General features: G+C 51.4%; 9 protein-coding genes. All 9 read right to left on the reverse strand.

Annotation, left to right across the window (positions count from 1 at the left end):
- Positions 1–429: 429 nt before the first annotated feature.
- On the reverse strand, positions 430–1,845 hold the full coding sequence (locus PA6_RS06405) for an argonaute/piwi family protein (RefSeq protein WP_021700080.1): 1,416 nt from the start codon (positions 1,843–1,845) through the stop codon (positions 430–432).
- Complete coding sequence (locus PA6_RS06410) at positions 1,835–3,490, reverse strand: SMEK domain-containing protein (protein ID WP_254843323.1); 1,656 nt, start codon at positions 3,488–3,490, stop codon at positions 1,835–1,837. Before PA6_RS06410 ends, PA6_RS06405 begins: the two co-directional genes overlap by 11 nt.
- Positions 3,491–3,555: 65 nt before the next feature.
- Entirely contained in the window at positions 3,556–4,695 is a 1,140-nt protein-coding gene (locus PA6_RS06415; RefSeq protein WP_021700082.1) for a hypothetical protein, read from the reverse strand.
- Positions 4,696–5,054: 359 nt separating this feature from the next.
- Entirely contained in the window at positions 5,055–6,131 is a 1,077-nt protein-coding gene (locus PA6_RS23340; protein WP_021700083.1) for a sensor histidine kinase, read from the reverse strand.
- Positions 6,132–6,190: 59 nt separating this feature from the next.
- Positions 6,191–6,745: a hypothetical protein gene (locus PA6_RS06425; RefSeq protein ID WP_021700084.1), complete on the reverse strand. Its 555-nt coding sequence runs from the start codon at positions 6,743–6,745 to the stop codon at positions 6,191–6,193.
- Between the two features lie 304 nt (positions 6,746–7,049).
- Positions 7,050–15,539 (reverse strand): calcium-binding protein, encoded by an 8,490-nt coding sequence (locus tag PA6_RS24425; RefSeq protein ID WP_021700085.1) that lies wholly within the window; start codon positions 15,537–15,539, stop codon positions 7,050–7,052.
- Between the two features lie 16 nt (positions 15,540–15,555).
- Positions 15,556–16,197, reverse strand: a complete 642-nt coding sequence (locus tag PA6_RS23345; RefSeq protein WP_021700086.1) for a hypothetical protein — start codon at positions 16,195–16,197, stop codon at positions 15,556–15,558.
- A complete protein-coding gene (locus PA6_RS06435; RefSeq protein ID WP_021700087.1) occupies positions 16,187–17,437 on the reverse strand; it encodes a glycosyltransferase family 4 protein in 1,251 nt (416 codons plus the stop codon). Before PA6_RS06435 ends, PA6_RS23345 begins: the two co-directional genes overlap by 11 nt.
- A gap of 30 nt (positions 17,438–17,467) precedes the next feature.
- Positions 17,468–18,222 (reverse strand): HlyD family type I secretion periplasmic adaptor subunit (locus PA6_RS06440; protein ID WP_021700088.1); only part of this gene is annotated, 755 nt, incomplete at its 5' end.

Consider the following 18,222-nt stretch of genomic DNA (forward strand, 5'->3'; position numbering starts at 1 on the left):
GGTCTTTATAGTCAATTATAGAGTGATTATAGAATCTGCTCTGACCGCCTAATTTTGCTCGCTCCGTTTACGGCCAAAAGCAGTAGCTCGGATACGCCTACAAGACGAAGAATGAGTATTCGCATCGACTCCGACAGTAATTCGCATGCCTGATCGACACCGATTCGCACGCAAAATCGCCACTACACTGATTTCCAAAATCGCCAGCCAATCGCACAGCGTGGACAGTTAATTGCATCCTCCGGCACCTATTTGCATCACTTAGACAGCCATGCGCATGCTCCAATACCTATTCACATCCTCCGGCAGTGAGCCACCTTCGCAGGTTCAAGGGTTGCAGTAGAGAATACTGTCGCCCGACATTCAAGCGGGCTAATTCTCGTCATGTCGGGCGTGCATGATGTCCCAGAACTGATGGGCCTAAATGATTCACATGTAAAAGCTATAGCTGACCTGTGGCTTCTCCGAGGTATCCACGTATTTCATGATGTCCCCAACCTTGTTGGCGCACTCCAAAGTAATGGGTAGGCGTCCATCAAGTTGGGTGTTGTTCCAGTTCATCTTGGTCAACCCAAGGATCTCCTTGCACAGGTCTTCCAGGGATGAGTCGCTTTCAAACGCTTCCACGCGCAACGGGCTTGGGATGTACATGCCTGGGTAGGTCTTGTAGAAGTCGACAATCCCCTTCGTGTAGAGCACGCCTTGAGTTTCCGACAGGCTCAGCAGCGTTCCCCGGGTTGGCGGGTAGTTCTTGTCGCTGAACAGCCGGATATCGGTGGACGTGATCGACACCAAGTCTTTTGTCCTGATCCCCTTGGCATCCAGTACCCTGGAAAACCCTGATACTTCGGTAGGCCTGAACCTGCTGGACTTGTGGATCACGACGCGAGCCGGCTTCTGCATCAACGCTTTTTCATACTCAGCCAACGCGCTGTCGAGCAGCTCATACGCCTGAGATTCGTCCATGTAAGGGCGCTTGTCCCGCTTGTCCAGAGACACTGGTGCACCGCGCAGAATGACCCCATGTCCGAACTCGTCGAACACTTGAGCCAGGCTGGTCGAGACGGTTTCGCCATCCCGGCTCTTGTAGAACCCTATCCCGATGTAGCAGGTCTTGGGCTTGAACTTGTCCTCGACCAACCGCCACGGCACAGTGCGGTTGCCCTTGTAGTAGAGGGCGGTACAGAAATTCCAAGCCTTGGTAGCGAGATCTTGCTGATCGATCGAGGGTTTGACTGACAGGATGGTCTTCTCGCGAACGAGTTGCAGCGGAATGCCCAGGTGCATGCAACGCGCTTTGAGAAGCCGACGGAAGTTGTGTTCCAGGTAGGCTTCCAGCGACTCGGTGTCTTTGTCCCCAGTCGCCTTGGTTAGAGAGTCGAAGATGTCATTTGGGACGACGCAAACGATGACGTCGATGGAGCGGTTCTCGGACAGAAATCGAATCTGCTCATAGTAGAGCTCAACGCATTTTACGACCCGGTCTTCACGGGCCGTGATCTTCGATATGTTGTTGATTTCTGACTTCTGCAGGGTTCGTGTGTACTGGGGAGAGGACAGAATTTTGGTGTAAAACCCATGGTATTCATCCACGCCACCAAACCCCCGGAACAGATTGGGGAACTTGGTTTCTTCCTTTCCGACGATTCCGCGTTTGCATTTGTCCAGCCATTCGTCCAGGAGATCAACACCTTCACCGCGCCCGACGATGCCAATGCGTAGTTCACTACGCCTCAGCTCATCGCGCTTGTCATAAACTCCCAGGGTTTCGATGCCAGTCCTAGGGCATATGTGCGCGCCGTTTCCGAACTCCAGCAGTGGCTCTTTGAGGATTTTAATCTTCAAGGGCTAACTCCTCATCAGGCTCAGCGCCAATCTGTTCGCCTTCTACCAGTTTTTCTTCGCAAGTAATCTCTAATAGCTCGCCGAAGAATTCTACTTCATTCGCAGGGCTGTCCAGGGCAGGAGTCGAGGCAGAGTTATTAGGTAAAGCTTTAGTAATCGGGTTGTTGATTGAACGCAAGTAGTAGGCTAGGAATCGAACTATGTTTCGTACGCTCTGGTTAAACTCAAGTCTTTTTTGCTTTGATAGCAAATCCTCATGGAATCGAGACTTGCGATTTCCATCATAAGTATAAAGCCAACTAGGCACAATGAGTGCGTACCACTGCTGCGCAATGCTGGTAAAGCTCAGTTCGAATGATAAATGAACATGGTGGGCGAGACGCGTGGGTTCTCGCTTGGACATCACCTTTTCGTAAACTCGACGAGTTGATTTCTTTTTCCCTACCCAGTCTTCTTTGCGGCCTTCGTCGTCTGGGTTGTGAGGTTTGAAGAAAAAGAACTTCTCTCGGCGGTCATACACAATGTTGTGAGGCTTGACGGTCTCACGCACATGGTTATTCAAAAGCAGCTTGAAAATATTGATATTGTCGTCGATCTCAGATTCGGAGAGGTCGCGGGACTCAAGTGCTTCAATGGTGCCTACATCAACGATATGTCGAATACTGGAGTTGTTGATGTCCTCGAAGGTGAAGATTCGATTTTCGAAAACCACCCAGTCATCCGTGCCAGATCCATTGAGCAGCAGGGCCATTTTCACAAGGCTGTGCCTAGAGCAACTATTTTTTCGAAAGTTCAGGTGTTCGCGGGCTTGCTCAAGGATTGAGGCCTCATTCAGCAGCAGTTCGGCGACGTATACTTTTTCAGGCGGTGTTACCGTAATTAGGTTGGAAGTCAGTGTATGAGATTGAAGGTTTCCCTCAGCATTGAAGTCCAGATATGCCTTGATGTCCCCCAAGATAATTTTGAAGTCATTCAACACCCGCTCCTGAGCGGGGATTCGAAGCCCGGACACCTTGGCTAGGATGTCGCCAAGATCAATGATGTGATTCTTCGTTGAAAACTCGAATGCGCCATTTGTGATGGCGTCAATCGCGGACTGGCTGTAGGAAGCCTGCTTGTTGGTCAGCATCAAAACGTACAGTTCATCAAACGTGTTGTAGAACTGCTTGTCGACGAAGTGGGTCAAGGTCTTTTTGACCTTTTCCAGAGAAGTGGTGGCGGTAACCTGGAAGGCGACACGGTCATGGTCATCACCCAGATCGATGCCGGGGAAGTTTTTCTGCCGCCTATTGAGGTTAATCAGATTGGGTAGGTTGTAGGCTGCTTTCAGAATCGGAATCAGCGCGTCTTCCAGCGACAGGTTGATGTCAAGCCTGCCTTGTTTAGTCGATAGGTCAACCTGGTTAATGATTCTGCTGACGACATCCCTTAGTTCATTCTCAATCTCTAACTGTCTCAATGCTAGACACTTCCCTATTGACCGAATCGATAGTGGCGCTGATACGGGAGCTGAGGCCGCTGGGAGTGGCATCGTACCACCATGGAATGGACAACTGTTCTGGGTTGATTGCCAGCCCCATTCTGCAAGGCTGCTGCGCTTGGCAGGCAATACGATGCTGGTCAGGTGAGCTGGATGCGCTCGCATCGGGTGCACAAGCGCTGGACACCTCAATCAAGGCTCTCCTTCGATTGTGCACGACCGGTGATTCCTTAGCTGCCTTCAGCAGTGGGGCTCTCGGCGGGCTCGGCCAAACCCAAGAGACGCTTTCTCACGTCGGGCTCACATTTGTGGCAGGCAAAGTATTTGATTCTTTCCATGTCACCTGTGACGAATTCATCGCATCTCTCACACGCGACTGCTCCCCAGCCACGGTCGAAGCACGATACGCAACTCCACATGCCCTCGATGAAAAATACCGAGGGTTGAGGGTGCTGACACTTGTGGCAGGATGCGATGTGGACGTGGCCTTTCTCGCACCAGTCGTCGCCCTCGGGAAATTGTTTGGTGCAGAGGTCTATCAGGATGTCGGTGGTGATTTGATGGCCGCAGGCAGGACAGGCATGCAAACCCTTTTGAAAGAATTTAAACGGAGCATTGCAGCCGGGGCAGGGTAATTCTGCGTTGCACTCTTCCACTGCAGTGTCATCAACCCCGCAAACCATGCAGGTGTAGTCGGTCCCCCATGAATGGGTTTCGCCGACAATTGCGGCAGACATGTGGCAATGACCGCAGGGAACGATCTTGTTGCCTTTCTTTTCCTGGATTTCGATCTGAGGCTTGAGGATCTCGAATCGGGCTTTGATGAAGTCGCCCTGACGCATCATGCGTTGGTTAAGCACCTGGAGTTCCACTGAGTAGGGCTGGAATACCGCCTCCCAAGGGCCGGTCAATAATGCATGGAGGTAGTGCCAGGATGCCCACGTTTCCACAATCACGCCGGCTTGTGTCTTACTCGGATTATTCATGCCTGAGTGGGCAAAATGGACGATCTGATTGCGGTGCTCGCCAAGGGCCTTGAAGTTGTCGGAAGCATCCTGGTCGATTTTCTCGCCAAGAATCGATTGGATTCGCTTCAGCGCGTCATCCAGGTAGACCGACAGAAAATCTCCCACGGCAAGGTTTTGTAGGTCACCGGTTTCGGGCTTCGCGAGCATGAGTGTCCAATGCTCTTTCATCAGTCGGGCTTTCAGGAACAGCTCGATCGCCGTGTACATATCGACAATGGCATTCTTGGGTTTTTGCTGTAGGTGGTCGATGGATGTATTGACGAAACCTAAAGCGTTTCGCACCAAGGCATCGAAAAGCTCTTCCTTTGTCCGCCGCTCCTGCTTCAGCCACTTCCGTGCCATAGTCCCTCACTGTGCCCGTTCTGACGTTGTTGGGCTGGATGCATGCTGATTAAGCAGTCCTATTCGCGGGCTCAATCTATCGTATCGGGAATCCATAACGCTCATTAGCAGTACTTGAAATGGCTATTGACCCGCTTCTCATGTCCTCTGGAACCAGAGTTCTCTTCAGCATGCGAAATTGCACTTATCTGACCAGGCAATTGCATTGATGCTGACCACCCGCTTGCATCCGACTTGACCAGCGGGCGGCAGAGACGCGAAGGCAGAGACTGCCCCATTGCTGCCGGTAGCGATAGGCAGCAACCGGCCAGGAGCGGACGTTTAGAGTAGGGAAATAAATCTGTCCCCATTTCGGTCTATTACTTGCCCTGTTTTTTGCTAAAAGCAGAGATAATTTTCTCCCATACAGACAGGTCAAAATCTTCGGACAGCATGAGAGAGGCGGCTGACGGGTTTATGTTAACAATCTCACGATACTTGCTCTGAATTTTGTACCCATCCTCGCGGTAGGACTTCAACGACTCCGCAAGAGAAATTATTTGGTCGGTTTTAATCACAAGCCTAACCGCTGTCGCTGAATAGGAACAAGAAAAGTAACGCTTACCCTCTGTGGCTTTGGTGAGTAACATTCCGGTGTCGCCGCTAGCAATAAAAAAATTTCCACCGTTCCTACAAATTCTGCTTGTCATGTACAGGCCAAACCCAGAGTTTGCCCATGGTCCACGTTGGCGTGTTCTGGATCCTTTGAATGCCCGACCAGATACTGCTGGCATAAGTGCATAATTTATTGCGGATTTATCGCTACTCACATCTAAGTGCGGGTTTCGAGAGAGCGTTGTCCTAAGGCCAACCCCTCGATCAATTATTGCAACCTCGACTTTGTGCTGAGTAGGCCAGTACTGTGCGCATATCCCAATTTGACTGGCTTCGCTGTGCTCCACTACATTTCTCATTATCTCTCTAAGAGAGTATGAAAGTGTGTCATGGATATCTCCTGATGCTCCATTGCAAAGCATGCTAGCAAGGTGCTTGCTCTTTTCCTCGATTATGTTTCCGACTTCTGTTCCTTCTGTCAGGGCTTGGTGCCTGAGTTCATCACATTTGAGAATGGTTAGAGGAAGGTAGCGTGAGCTTCCTTTTGCCTGGCCCGGATTATTACCAAAATCTATTCCGAAGGCCTTAAAGAAGCCCATGTGTGCTGCATAGGTCATCTTCTCGTGGTTTCGGCACTCGAATTTTGCGGGTCTATTTCTTGCGACGGCACGTTGAATTTCGCTTGATGCAACAAGCATTGCAAAGGGTTCAACATGGCCGACGCCAGAAAAATCAACAGCAATGTTTTCAACGTCAGAGATCGATGCTAGGTCGATTGACATCTTAAGAGAGCTTTGAAGATCGAGAATGCTTGGTATTTTTATGACAATATTTTTTGACATTGTTTCTGTTCTTCTGCGTGCGCCTAACAGTGCTTTCCTTATCAAGTACAGCGGTACTATCAAGCCAGCCGACGAGCCACCACTCGCACTTCGGCCTTTTTCATCGACATTGTTTTCGCAATTTCTGCCTGGCGTTGCTTACGTGCCTGACTCCGCCTAGCGGACTGTTCACGGTTTGGAATGATGCGCTTGAACCCAGGCCCAACCCTGCTTGACTCTTGGAGTAATTGTTCATTAAAGCCGCGAACGATAAGCCACCACCACTCCAGCACTAGGACAGGCGTCATGCAGATGCTGAAGTACGTGAGCTGTTCTTTGAATGCCATTTGGCGCGAAAGCAGCATTAGCGCTCCGAGCATTATGACAGTGATAGTGAGGAAGGCATTGAAAAGTGCCCCCTCTTTAGCAATTTGGCGCTGAATTGCGAATGGGCATCTACGGATGCTTCTGATTTTTCTGAGATCACTTATAACCCATCTCTTCCCTACCTTGTGGAGCTTGTCGGACACGACAGGAAGAACCTTCCTAGCCAACCACAACGCTGCACCAATGATCGCCGGAACAATCAGATCCTTCATCGTGGGGAGGAGATTGGATAGTTCAGCTTCTGACATTGCCGCTCCTTGGCGTGGTGATTCTGACTGTATTCATGGTTATCAGCACAGCTCCTGTGCAAGAGGCTAGGCTGCCTAGAAGGCAGTTTGCCATCTATCTTCGCAAGGATCACGTCATGAAGACGTCTGAATAGTACCTAGCTCCGTAGATGCCACTGATTGCCTGCTTTTGGCCGATTTCAGCCGGTGACGATGGGCTGCTACCGGCCAGAAGCAGCCGCTCAACATTGAGGCTAGATGATCGGAGATCAGTGCTAAAAACTCAGGCCTATTGGAAGAAGGCCTGAGTTCAATGCTCCGAAAGTTACTGCCAGTTGGCCGCAATCACCGACGCCAGTGACGCCTGGTAGTTTTCTGGCAGCGAAGTCTGCCCTGCAGCGGGCGGAGCAAACGCAGCCATCGCATTGACCAAATTTTGTACCTGGCTATCTAGCAAGGTCTTACCATCGGCGGTCTTGAACTGCTCGACGTGATAAGCATTGCCTAGATACCAGTCCTTGACCGTTAGCTTGTCAGAAGTCCCAATGATGCTCACTTCAAGGTTGTTCGACAGCTTGCGGAACCAGAGTTGGTCAGTAGCGATACCTCCCAAGAACTGCGCTAGGTCGGCATTCCCGGCAGTTGCATCATTCTCCACAGCCGTATCAGCGCCATACCCGCGACCCAGTACATAGGCGTCGTTGCCTGTCCCACCGGTCAGAGTATCCGCGCCGCCTTGGCCATCTAGGGTGTCGTTACCCGCTGCACCACTCAGACTGTTGGCACCGCTGTTTCCGATCAGGATGTTGTTCAGCGTGTTGCCGGTGCCGTTGAGAGCCGCGCTGCCAGTGAGGGTCAAGTTCTCGACGTTATTGCCCAGGGTTAGGGTGACGCTGGACTCCACCGTATCGATCCCTTCGTTGGCGTTCTCGGTCACCGTCTCGGTAGCGCCGTCCACCACATAGGTGTCGTTACCGGTACCGCCTTGGTACTTGTCGATGCCCCCCTTGCCATCCAGCCGGTCGTTGCCGGCGCCGCCGACCAGCGTGTTCACCGCGCTGTTGCCCGTAAGCACGTTGTCCAGTGCATTACCGGCGCCGTTGAGGGCACTGGTACCGAGTAACGTCAGGTTCTCGACGTTGTTGCCCAGGGTCAGGGTGACACTGGACTCCACAGTGTCGATCCCTTCGTTGGCGTTCTCGGTCACCGTCTCACTGGCATTGTCCACGACATAGGTATCGTTACCCGTACCACCCTGATACTTGTCGACGCCGCCCTTACCGTCCAGCCGATCATTGCCAGCACCGCCGACCAGAGTGTTCACACCGGTATTGCCGGTAAGCACATTGTCCAGCGCATTGCCGGTGCCGTTGAGGGCGCTACTTCCGGTGAGCAGCAAATTTTCGACGTGAGTGGCGAGGGTCAGGGAAATGCTGCTTTCGACTGTGTCTACCCCACTATCCAAGCTCTCGTTGATTACATCGCCTGCGTTATCTACCACATAGGTATCATTACCCAAGCCGCCGGAAAGGGTGTCTGCACCGGTGCCGCCATTGAGGCGGTCGTTGCCTTTGCTCCCCAGTAGGATGTCATTGCCGCCCGAGCCGCTGAGGGTGTCGTTGCCGAAGCTGCCTTCGAGCGTATCTGCACCGCTGGTGCCGTTCACGGTCAGATTCTGCAACGCGCCTACCAGCACGTAGGCTTTCTCGCGACGGGTGTTCATCCCGTCGGAGACGTCATACTCAAACCAGGCTTGCCCCCGGAATCCCGCACTAGGCACGAAGGTGATTTGCCCAGTTTGGGCGTTAAACTCGATACTGCCGGTTGAGGCGTCACCAACACCAACAATTTGGTGGCTATCGTTGCTGGGATCCACGTCTTCAGTCAGGAGCTGAGAAGTCGAGAGGGCCAGGGAAGAACCTTCGACAACTTCATAGTTCTTGTTGACTCTGACATTCACCAGCCCCTCAGAAGTTTTGATCCGATCCGAGAGCGTATAGGTGAACGAAGCGATGCCGGTGAACCCTGCATCGGGTATAAAGGTGATCACCCCTGTGTTGACGTCATACGCTACCTGACCGTGCAGCGCACCACCCACGGCGGTCACCTGCAGATTGTCAGTCCACGAGGTTTCCGGGTCCCAGTCGTTCAGTTTCAGGTCATTGGCAGCAATGCTCAGCGGCCGGCCTTCCACTGTCGATACGGTGTCCAGCATTGCTTGCGGTGGCGCTTCGTTCAGTTTCACTGCGTCTAGGATTTGTTGCGCAGTCAGTGTCTCCCCACCGGGAACTTGGATGTAAGTGTTAGCGAATGCTGTATTGAAGCCACCGCTATACAGGTCGATGAAGTCCTTGAGTACGATACCGTCCGAACCGGAGAAGTTCAGATAAGCATCCGTGTTCAAGCGGCTGTACGTGAGCGAGCTTAACGAGTAGCCCTCGATCAAAATATCGGCGGATGCACCCGGGGTCCCGTTATAGCGAAAGCTGTCGCGGCCATCGCCAGACGAATAAAGTACGGTTATGGTGCCGCCAGCACGTATATCAATGGAGTCGTCTCCACGACCACCGGCCACGGTGTCGTTCCCTCCGTAGAGTGTGATCGAGTCGTTTCCTTCTAGGCCATAGACCACGTCGCTGCCCTCACGCACCACGAAAGTGTCCGCCATGTTGGAGCCAATCAGAATGTCGTTGCCGACCTTACTGTCCCCCAAGAAGAATCCACCTCCAACCAGGCGTGTGTATTGACCATAAGTGTCTGCATTAGGGCTATAGTTAGTACTATTATAGCGAACACTGATCCACTCACTGTCATTTACAATTTTGCGCGCATCTAGGAGTACCCCATTGAGCTGACCTGCTGCGATGTCATTAATTTGAGTTCCATCAGAAAACTTCAGGCCGAAGTAAGTAGCCTTACTTCCCGCAGCACCGGCCAAAAAGAAATTTTCTTGCCAGATACGATCTCCGTAATTATTTATGTTCACCATGTTCAAATGATTGCCTGAGCGCAGATAATTAAAATCGCGCTGGAGCATATCTATGAACTCAATATTCGCAAAGTCGTAGTAAGTATCGCCACCATCTCCTTCGGCGTACCTGATAGTGAGCTGCACGTTGCTGCCGCTGACGGTGTCTTCACCCTTCCCGGCTGTGATAGTGGCTGCCCCTTGAGCCTTCACCACGTCGTTCCCATCGCCACCGTAAACTACATCCAGCCCACCCCGGGTTAGGATGTAGTCATTGCCATCACCACCGTAAATCACATCGTCTCCAGCACCAGCATCGATGAAATCATCGCCTGCGCCACCAAAGAGCTGATCTTTGCCATCCCCCCCTTCTAGAGTGTCGTTGCCTTGATCACCATTCAGGATGTCATCACCACCTAGTCCTGAAAGCTGATCATTTCCGCCGCCACCCGAAATTGTGTCTGCAAAAAGTGCAACACCGCCTAATATGTCGTCGATGCCAGTACCTTGTTGAGCTAGGCCCCAAAGGGTCAATTGGTTAGCATTCCAAACTGCACCATTGGCAAAGCGAACCTCTTCGACCCAGCTTCGCCCATCGGTATAGCTATACCAGTTTTTGACTGAGATCCGATCAATGCCATTGGCATGAGCGAGTACTAGGTCATTGCCCACATGATGGATCGTAATGTCGCCAGAACTGATGCTATCCGCATAGATAATTGCATCAACACCGGCAGTGTCAGAAATGATGTCCGCACTATCACCATCCGCAATCGAGTAATGGTCATCACCGGCACCACCGTTTAACTGATCATTACCCTTACCACCCACCAGAAGATCGGCGCCTGTATTACCATTAAGCGTGTCATTACCAGCGAGGCCGTACAGCATCCCTCCCTGATCGGGCAGGGCCCCCAATACATCGTTAACCTCAGTGCCGATCTGCACCCGTAAGTTCTGCCGTATCCAGTTATCGGTCCAGACTGTACCGTCAGCGAATTCGATACGCTGTATCAGAGCCACCCCAGAGGCTAGCCAGTTGGCTAACACTAAGGTGTGTCCGGTACTGATGTTGATCAGCAAATTTTGTGAAGAGTCGGCGACAAGCTCCACATCGGAAGGATCTAGACCGGGGGAAAAGCGTAAGGTGTTAGTACTGCCATCGGCAGTCTCGAAAAGAATGTCGTTGCCCTGCCCACTGGCGTAGAGATAAATATCAGCACCGTTGCCACCCTCTAACAAGTCGTCCCCGGTGCCACCATCCAATGTGTCGTCGCCGCCACCGGCTGTAAGAGTGTCGTTTCCCGATAACCCTGATAGTTGATCGGACAAATTTCCACCGAGCAATCGGTCCCCCCATGTATCTCCCATGAGAGAAAAACCATTACTCAATAGTTCAGATGTGCTCAAGATAGTGCCGTCACTGAACTCCAAATACCCAACAGAAACACTACTTACCACATCATCTAAATTGAAATTATGGAGAATAAGTCGACCCGAAAAAGCACCATCAATATGAACTACTAAAGCCCCCTCCCCCTCAGGGAAAATACTGACATCTTGTACCGCTATGCCCTCGCCGAAGACAATGCGATTATGTAGAGGAGTGCCTTCTGGTGAAATATGTCCAGTAGTATCATAGATATGATCTGCACCACCGCCTCGCTCATACAGATAGATATTCCCGCCCCCGGCGCCCGTAAGCGTGTCATCGCCACGCCCACCTCCAAACACCGAACTCCCTCCAGTAGCAGTCAACTGATTGCCCATGGCGCTGCCATTCAGCCTCGTGCCACTTTCTATTGTTGTCACATCTACTTGATCATGGGAGTTCCGGCCATACAAATACTCTAGGCTAAAAGCTTGGCCATTAGAAAACTTAACCGTCTTGATGCCGCCAAACCCATCAACAAGAATAAAAGAATCATTGCTGCTGTACTTGATACTAATTGCGCCGCCAATATTCTGTATAATTAGGCTCTCGGAGCTTATTCCTGCTCCGAATTCGAGAATATTTTGTCCCTGCCTATCTTGAATAGACTCGGAGTAGCCTGTTGCAATCTGCTGACTGTCGCCCAAGCCAAAGAAGTATGTGTCATTTCCTTCCCCGCCGGAGACATAATCCATCCCCGAACCGCCATTTATAAAATCATCTCCCCCACCACCAATTAACGAATCATCTCCCGTGCCCCCAAAAAGAGAATCGTCTCCTTGTGCTAGTGCTGATATGCCACTTCCATCACCAATAAGTACGTCATTACCCTCTGCACCATAGAGCGCATCATCTCCACCGTCACCAAACAATGAATCATTACCCACGCCACCATCTAAGAAATCGTCACCATGATGGGCAGCGTCCAAAGAATTCAAATCACCTGATAGCTGATCGTTTCCAGCCGCACCATAAATGATGTCGTTGCCTCCAGCACCAAATAAGCTGTCATCACCTTGCCCACCATCAAGCAGATCTTGGCCATGGAATTCTCCAGCTAGAATTCCATTGTCCCCCACAACCTGATCATTGCCGCTCCCACCATATAGCGAGTCATTGCCGCCATCTCCCCACATGCTGTCATTACCATCCTCTCCGTTTAGGTAATCATCACCATGAAGGCTGGAATCTATGGCAGAGTTATCACCGGAAAGCTGATCGTTATCAGCTCCGCCGTAAAGAGCATCAGCCCCTCCATCACCAGACAAAGTATCATTCCCAGAACCACCGGACAGATAGTCGGAGCCATCTTGGCCTGATGGGTTAATACCATTATCGCCAGCGAGAACGTCATCCCCCGCCTCACCTAGGAGTACATCACTACCTCGACCTCCGAAAGCCACATCATTATCTGCCCCGCTATTTATATAATCCTGGCCATGTTCACCAAATATCCAATCCTCCCCAAAGCCGCCATAGATATGATCATCATCGTTAGTGCTCTCCATGATGGAGATCCCCATTGATACGAGATCAACAATGTAATTATTAACCTCTAAGCCTGTGCTGTGCGTTTCGCGCTCTATGCGGCGTGTTACGCTCCAGTCAGTAGCACTCCAAACTATTTGAGAGTCGCCATATATAACATCATCCCCAGCGGCTCCGAATATTTGGTCCTCTCCGCTGCCGCCAAGTAGTATGTCTTTCTGCTCGGCACCTACAGCAATGTCTTTGCCTGCGCCACCGGATAAAGCATCTCCTCGACCTGATCCACTGTTAGTTTGAGAATTTGTTCCGGTCAGCCCCTCTCTACTAATGTATTCAGCAGCATATATATGATCATTACCACCTAGGCCTATGAGCCTATCTGAGTCATCACCACCTATTAGGAGAGAACCTGTAGAACCTGCAGCTATTCTATCTAGGCCCGCCCCTCCCAATAGAGTGTCCTTGCCTTCATCGCCATATAGATAATCATCATCGTCCCCCCCATCTAGCCAATCATTTCCTCCATCACCAGTTAACGTGTCTCTACCAATGCCACCATCAAGTGTGTCGTTACCAGAGCCCCCCCATAAGTGGTCGTCCCCGGCTCCACCTACAAGCCGGTCATGCCCACCATGAGAGCTCATTAGCTGATCACCACCGCCATGCCCAAATATCTCATCACTGCCATCGGTATCGTGAAGATAATCTATTCGATCAGATTCGATGACATTGGGCTCTACAATAATATTGCCCCATTGATCCCTGCTAACTTGAATTCCAGGAGTCTCTGGATCCTGATCAACCGGTTTCCTATCACCATTTATTACATTTAGACTAGGCGTTTCCGGAATTTCAGTTTCAGGATCTTCCTCTCCAGAATAGCCCTCTAGAGATATGCCAAAAGAGCCACTAACATAGCCTTCAATTACAATGTAATCCGTTTCGCCATAAGCAATAACGAGATTTTTGCTTCCTCCACCATTATCTTGGAGCGTGAAGCTTATTTCTTTCGACTCACTTACCCAGACATTACCTTCCGGAGTTGTCCGCTTCCCTACCGGACAAGGCTGTCCATTTATATAAATTACCCCTAAATTATCTTCATCTGAGATGCGATCAAAACCATCCCCGCTACTAAATTCATATCGATCATCCCCTTCGCCCCCTGCAAGATGATCAGCTCCTTTTCCTCCAAACAGCTGATCGCTACCTTTACCACCCTCAAGATAGTCACCGCCGTCGTCTCCTTTCAGGGTGTCGTTCCCACCCATGCCATAAAGGCTGTCATTTAAGTCACCCGCATTAATTAAATCACCTTCTTTCCCACCATAAATGCGGTCACTTTTAATGGAGCCATCCAGCGAATTGTCGCCTGAGTTGGCCTTAGTTAAACTGCCAAAAATTATTGCTCCGTTATCAGTTGACCAACTCTCAGGGCTGGTTACGGTCCGCCGGCCCGTGTGTTTATCATCGAAAGCAAATGGAGTCTGCGGTGCTACATCGCCGAACCCCACATCGATTAAGGCCTTCAACATTACAGCGCGATCAGACAGCCAGCTTTCACTTAATAGATCCAACTCCAGATTCGCATGCCCAGCGTAGATTGCGCTATTCCCAACGAGGGCTAGTGGGGATAGTTCAACTAGAGCGTATCTATAAGCAAGACTATCCGCGCCACTAGCAGTGGCAAGCTCTGTGAGTTCTGACGGGGAGTACGTTGTCAAGTCTACAAATCGAGCAATCTGGCCAACATTGGCCATACCCTCCAAGTGCCTTACAACTGCCAACGACCTAGAGGCATATTCATCTACACTTCCCACCGGCGAGCGATCACGTTTAAGGAACAGCCCTTCTACATATTGAAGAAAACTCTCAACCCCTTTAGTTCCAGGATCATTTGAGTACAAACTCACCAAAAACTCACGCTTTAAAATATCAAGAACGCCTCCTGAATCCAAAGCCTGGATCTTGTTCATTATCTCTTGGTGCCACAGTTCTTTAGTGTCTATGAAGTCGCCGTTATTTAACTCATGCTCGAAGAACACATTTGGCGGAACCTGATTAGGTATAAAACTTGTCCCAGGCGGCTGATCTGACTGCAGATATGCTTTTAGAGACTCTCTAGCAACATACGCTTTCGAATCAGGATCCAATGCCGACCTATAGTCTTCCTCCTCCCATGTAATACCTACAGGAGATGGAATTCTTGCCAGTGGTATCCCAGGTACCTCAGTGGCTAACCATTGATTAAACGGAATTGGAGGGTTGGTATCCTGCATGAAAACTGTATGGCCAGTCAGCCTATCTATAACTCGCAGAAAGCGACCATCTGAATCAGCATGACCAGTTAGATCAATTTTTTCGTATCGCTCACCAACAAACTCATCAAATCGATTACCTAGTTCCTCAGGTGTGTAATCCGTGTCATAGTAAAAAAAGTCCAGACTCATCAAGCCAAGCTTTGAGGCATTAAATGCCCCGCTCGTAAATATTATATCTCTATATGAGGACCAGCCTTCTGCAGACATGGCAAACTGCAGATTTCCAGGGAATAGCTCTCCCAGCCCTTTTGATGCCCAAGTCTCATAGTCCGCACGTTGCATTTGCGTCTTAGTGAGAACTCCATCTCCCCCCAAGCTGGAAGTAGCCAAGTCCCCTACAATAGCGCTCAAAGTTCCCGCAATAATGTCAGCGCTAAACTTATCCAGCGTGAGCTCGTAACTCTCCTGATTCATCAATTTTGCGAGATAATTACCACTCATAGCAAGGCCACCCCACGCCCCGCTGTAAGTTGTTATTTGCCCTTGAATGAGAGCTTGGTACTCGCCGGTAAGCTTATAATATTCCCAGTAAAAGCCACCTCGGTCCCCCTCAGAAAGCATTTGCGAAAGGCGCGCAACATCATTTTGAGTCAAAGAAACTTCCATATTTCAATCCTCACCATTATTTATTGCAAATTTGTTTTTCTAGAAAAAATTTAACCCGACTTTCAAGGTCAACCAGGTGGCTCACATGCCGCTCATCAAAGCTTAGTTCGTAAAAGATGTCTTTATCTAACTGAGACTCCAGCCTACACCGCGCCCCTGAAACACACCCTAACACCCAGGAGAAATCTGCTTTATCTTGAGGTATTAAATAATAATCTAGATTTACAAGTGGATTGCCGGCCCCCTCGTAACGATAATATCCATTAGAAAGGGTCGCTCTAGGTGATGCCTTAAGCAATTGCGACCACCTTTTCTGCCGCGAAGCCAAGGTCTGATCTAACACTTTGACACCAACTTCGCGCTCGCCCCCCTCCGAAAATCCATTTTTTTCTACATATAAAGACCAAGCCTCAAGTGAAGAAATGTCAAGGCTCAAATCCAAGCCAATGCCTTCCCCTTCATTAAATGAGTTGCTCCAGCGATAATATGCCTTGGGAACGCAATAGCTATTACCCCCAAGATCAACACGATATATGGCTAAATTTGTTGATTCATTTCTCCGCAGTTCACCATCAAAAAACATTATCCGGGATGCCGCAGCTAGAGCTAGGAAAACAGCTATTGCTGCGACCCCAAAATAGGCCTTCCTATATTTCACAGGCTTCTCCTCGCATACAAAATGAAAAATCAGCTCTATTATTCTCTTTTAGCAGAATTTCATATTTCTCAATTCCAGACCTAACCCCATAATGGGCGACGCTTAACAACACTGGCGCCGCTTTATAGGCCCGCCTCAGGACGACCTCTCGCAAATGCTGCCCTATTGCTATAGAGATATTTGGTGGTGATAGGAAATCAACTAAGAATCCGTTCTCGCCATGCGAAACTACTTCCCGCACTGGTGCTGTATCTGATCCAACAATCAGGCACCCACTCGCCATTGCCTCCAACAACGACCACGACAGCACAAACGGATACGTCAGATAGACATGCACCGCCGACACCTGCAGCACTTTGCGGTAGGTGTCGTAAGGCACCTTGCCAAGGAAGTGCACCCGCTCCAGATCGACCGGGTTCTCGCGCAGCATCTTGGTCCGCCAGTTCGGCGCATCCTTGGGTTTGCTGCCGTAGCTCACCCCGTCGCCACCGACTATCACTACCTGGCAGGTCGGGTGTTCTTTCAGCACTTGAGGTAGCGCACGCATGAAGGTGTGAAAGCCCCGATAGGGCTCCAGATTGCGCGCCACGTAGGTGATGATCGGCTCGCCGGCCTTGAGCACCCGCCCGCTGGGCAGTGTCAGGGTGGCGTTTGGATCAGGGCCGAGCAGATCGGTGTCGATGCCCTCGTGGATGACCTGGATCTTGTCGCGATATGCCGCCGGATGCAGGCTGTGCTGCCAGTGCGTCGGGGTGATGCCCTGGTCGCAGTTCTCCAGATTGAGCAGGTGCAAGGCGTTGCGGCTGCGAATGCGCGCGAAGTCGTCCACCGTTGGCGGAAACTCGGGGTCGAAGCCTAGGTCCGCGCCCTGCGCGTGGTAGTAGTACTCGCAGAAGTGGATCAGCCGGGCGTTGGGGAAGGCGTCCTTGGCATAGAGGGTCTCGCCCCAACCCGGATGGGCGACTATCACGTCAGGCCGGTAGCCCTTGGCCTTCATGTCCAGCAGCAGGCGCAGCACCTGCTGGCCATGCAGCACGGCGTCCTCGAAGGAGCGCACGTAGGGGTGGGCCTGCGGGCTCGCCGTACGGTGTGGCTTGTAGCGCAGCAGCTTGACGCCCGGCAGGCCGGGCGCCGTGTCCCGTCCGATGGCCAGGACCTGGTAGTCGGGTTGCTGGGCCAGGTGCGCCGCGATATGGCGAAATTGGCCCGGAAAATTCTGGTGTATGAACAGCACTTTCATCCGGATGCGCTCTCCCTGGCATCGGTACCACTAGCGTTCGTTCAGGCTCTCGTTCTGGTACTCCCTGAGCGGACTCAGGAAGTAATCAATCACCTTTCTCTTGTCAGTCTTCACTTCCGCACGCACTGCCATGCCTGGCGATAGTTCAATGCGGCTCTCGCCGACCTGGATACTGTTTTCCTTCAGCTGAATCCGAGTGCTGTAAACCAGCCCCAGCTTCTCGTCCTCGATCGCGTCGTTAGAGATGTTCAGCACGGTGCCGTGCACCACGCCGTACTTGGTGAAGGTGAAGGTCTCGACCTTGACCTCGACTTCCTGGCCCGCGCGCACAAAGCCGATGTCCTTGTTCTCCAGCATGGCTTCCACTTCCACCGGCTGATCCTTGGGCACGATGACCATCAGCGGTTGGGCTTCGGTAACCACGCCGCCAGGGGTATGGATGGCCAGCTGTTGCACGGTGCCGTCCACCGGGGCAGTGAGGCGGGTCAGGCGGTCGCGCTGTTCGGCCTTGGCCAGCTCCTGTTGCAGGGCGGCGCTGCGCTGTTCCGATTCATGCTGTAGGTCGAGCATGGTGCGGCGGGTCTGGGCGATCACGCCCTGGCGACGGCGCTCGGCCTCCAGCTTGGCGGCCTGGAGCTCGACGACGTGGGCCTGCTGAATGGCCAACTCACGCTCCTGATCCATGCGCCGCTGTTCTCTTTCAAGAAAGGCGTGCTTGCCGAGGATGCCTTTGTCCAGCAGGCGCTTGTAGTCGGCAGCCAGCTGGCGGGTGATGGGCAGGGACT

It is taken from the genome of Aquipseudomonas alcaligenes NBRC 14159 (assembly GCF_000467105.1).
GTDB lineage: Bacteria > Pseudomonadota > Gammaproteobacteria > Pseudomonadales > Pseudomonadaceae > Aquipseudomonas > Aquipseudomonas alcaligenes.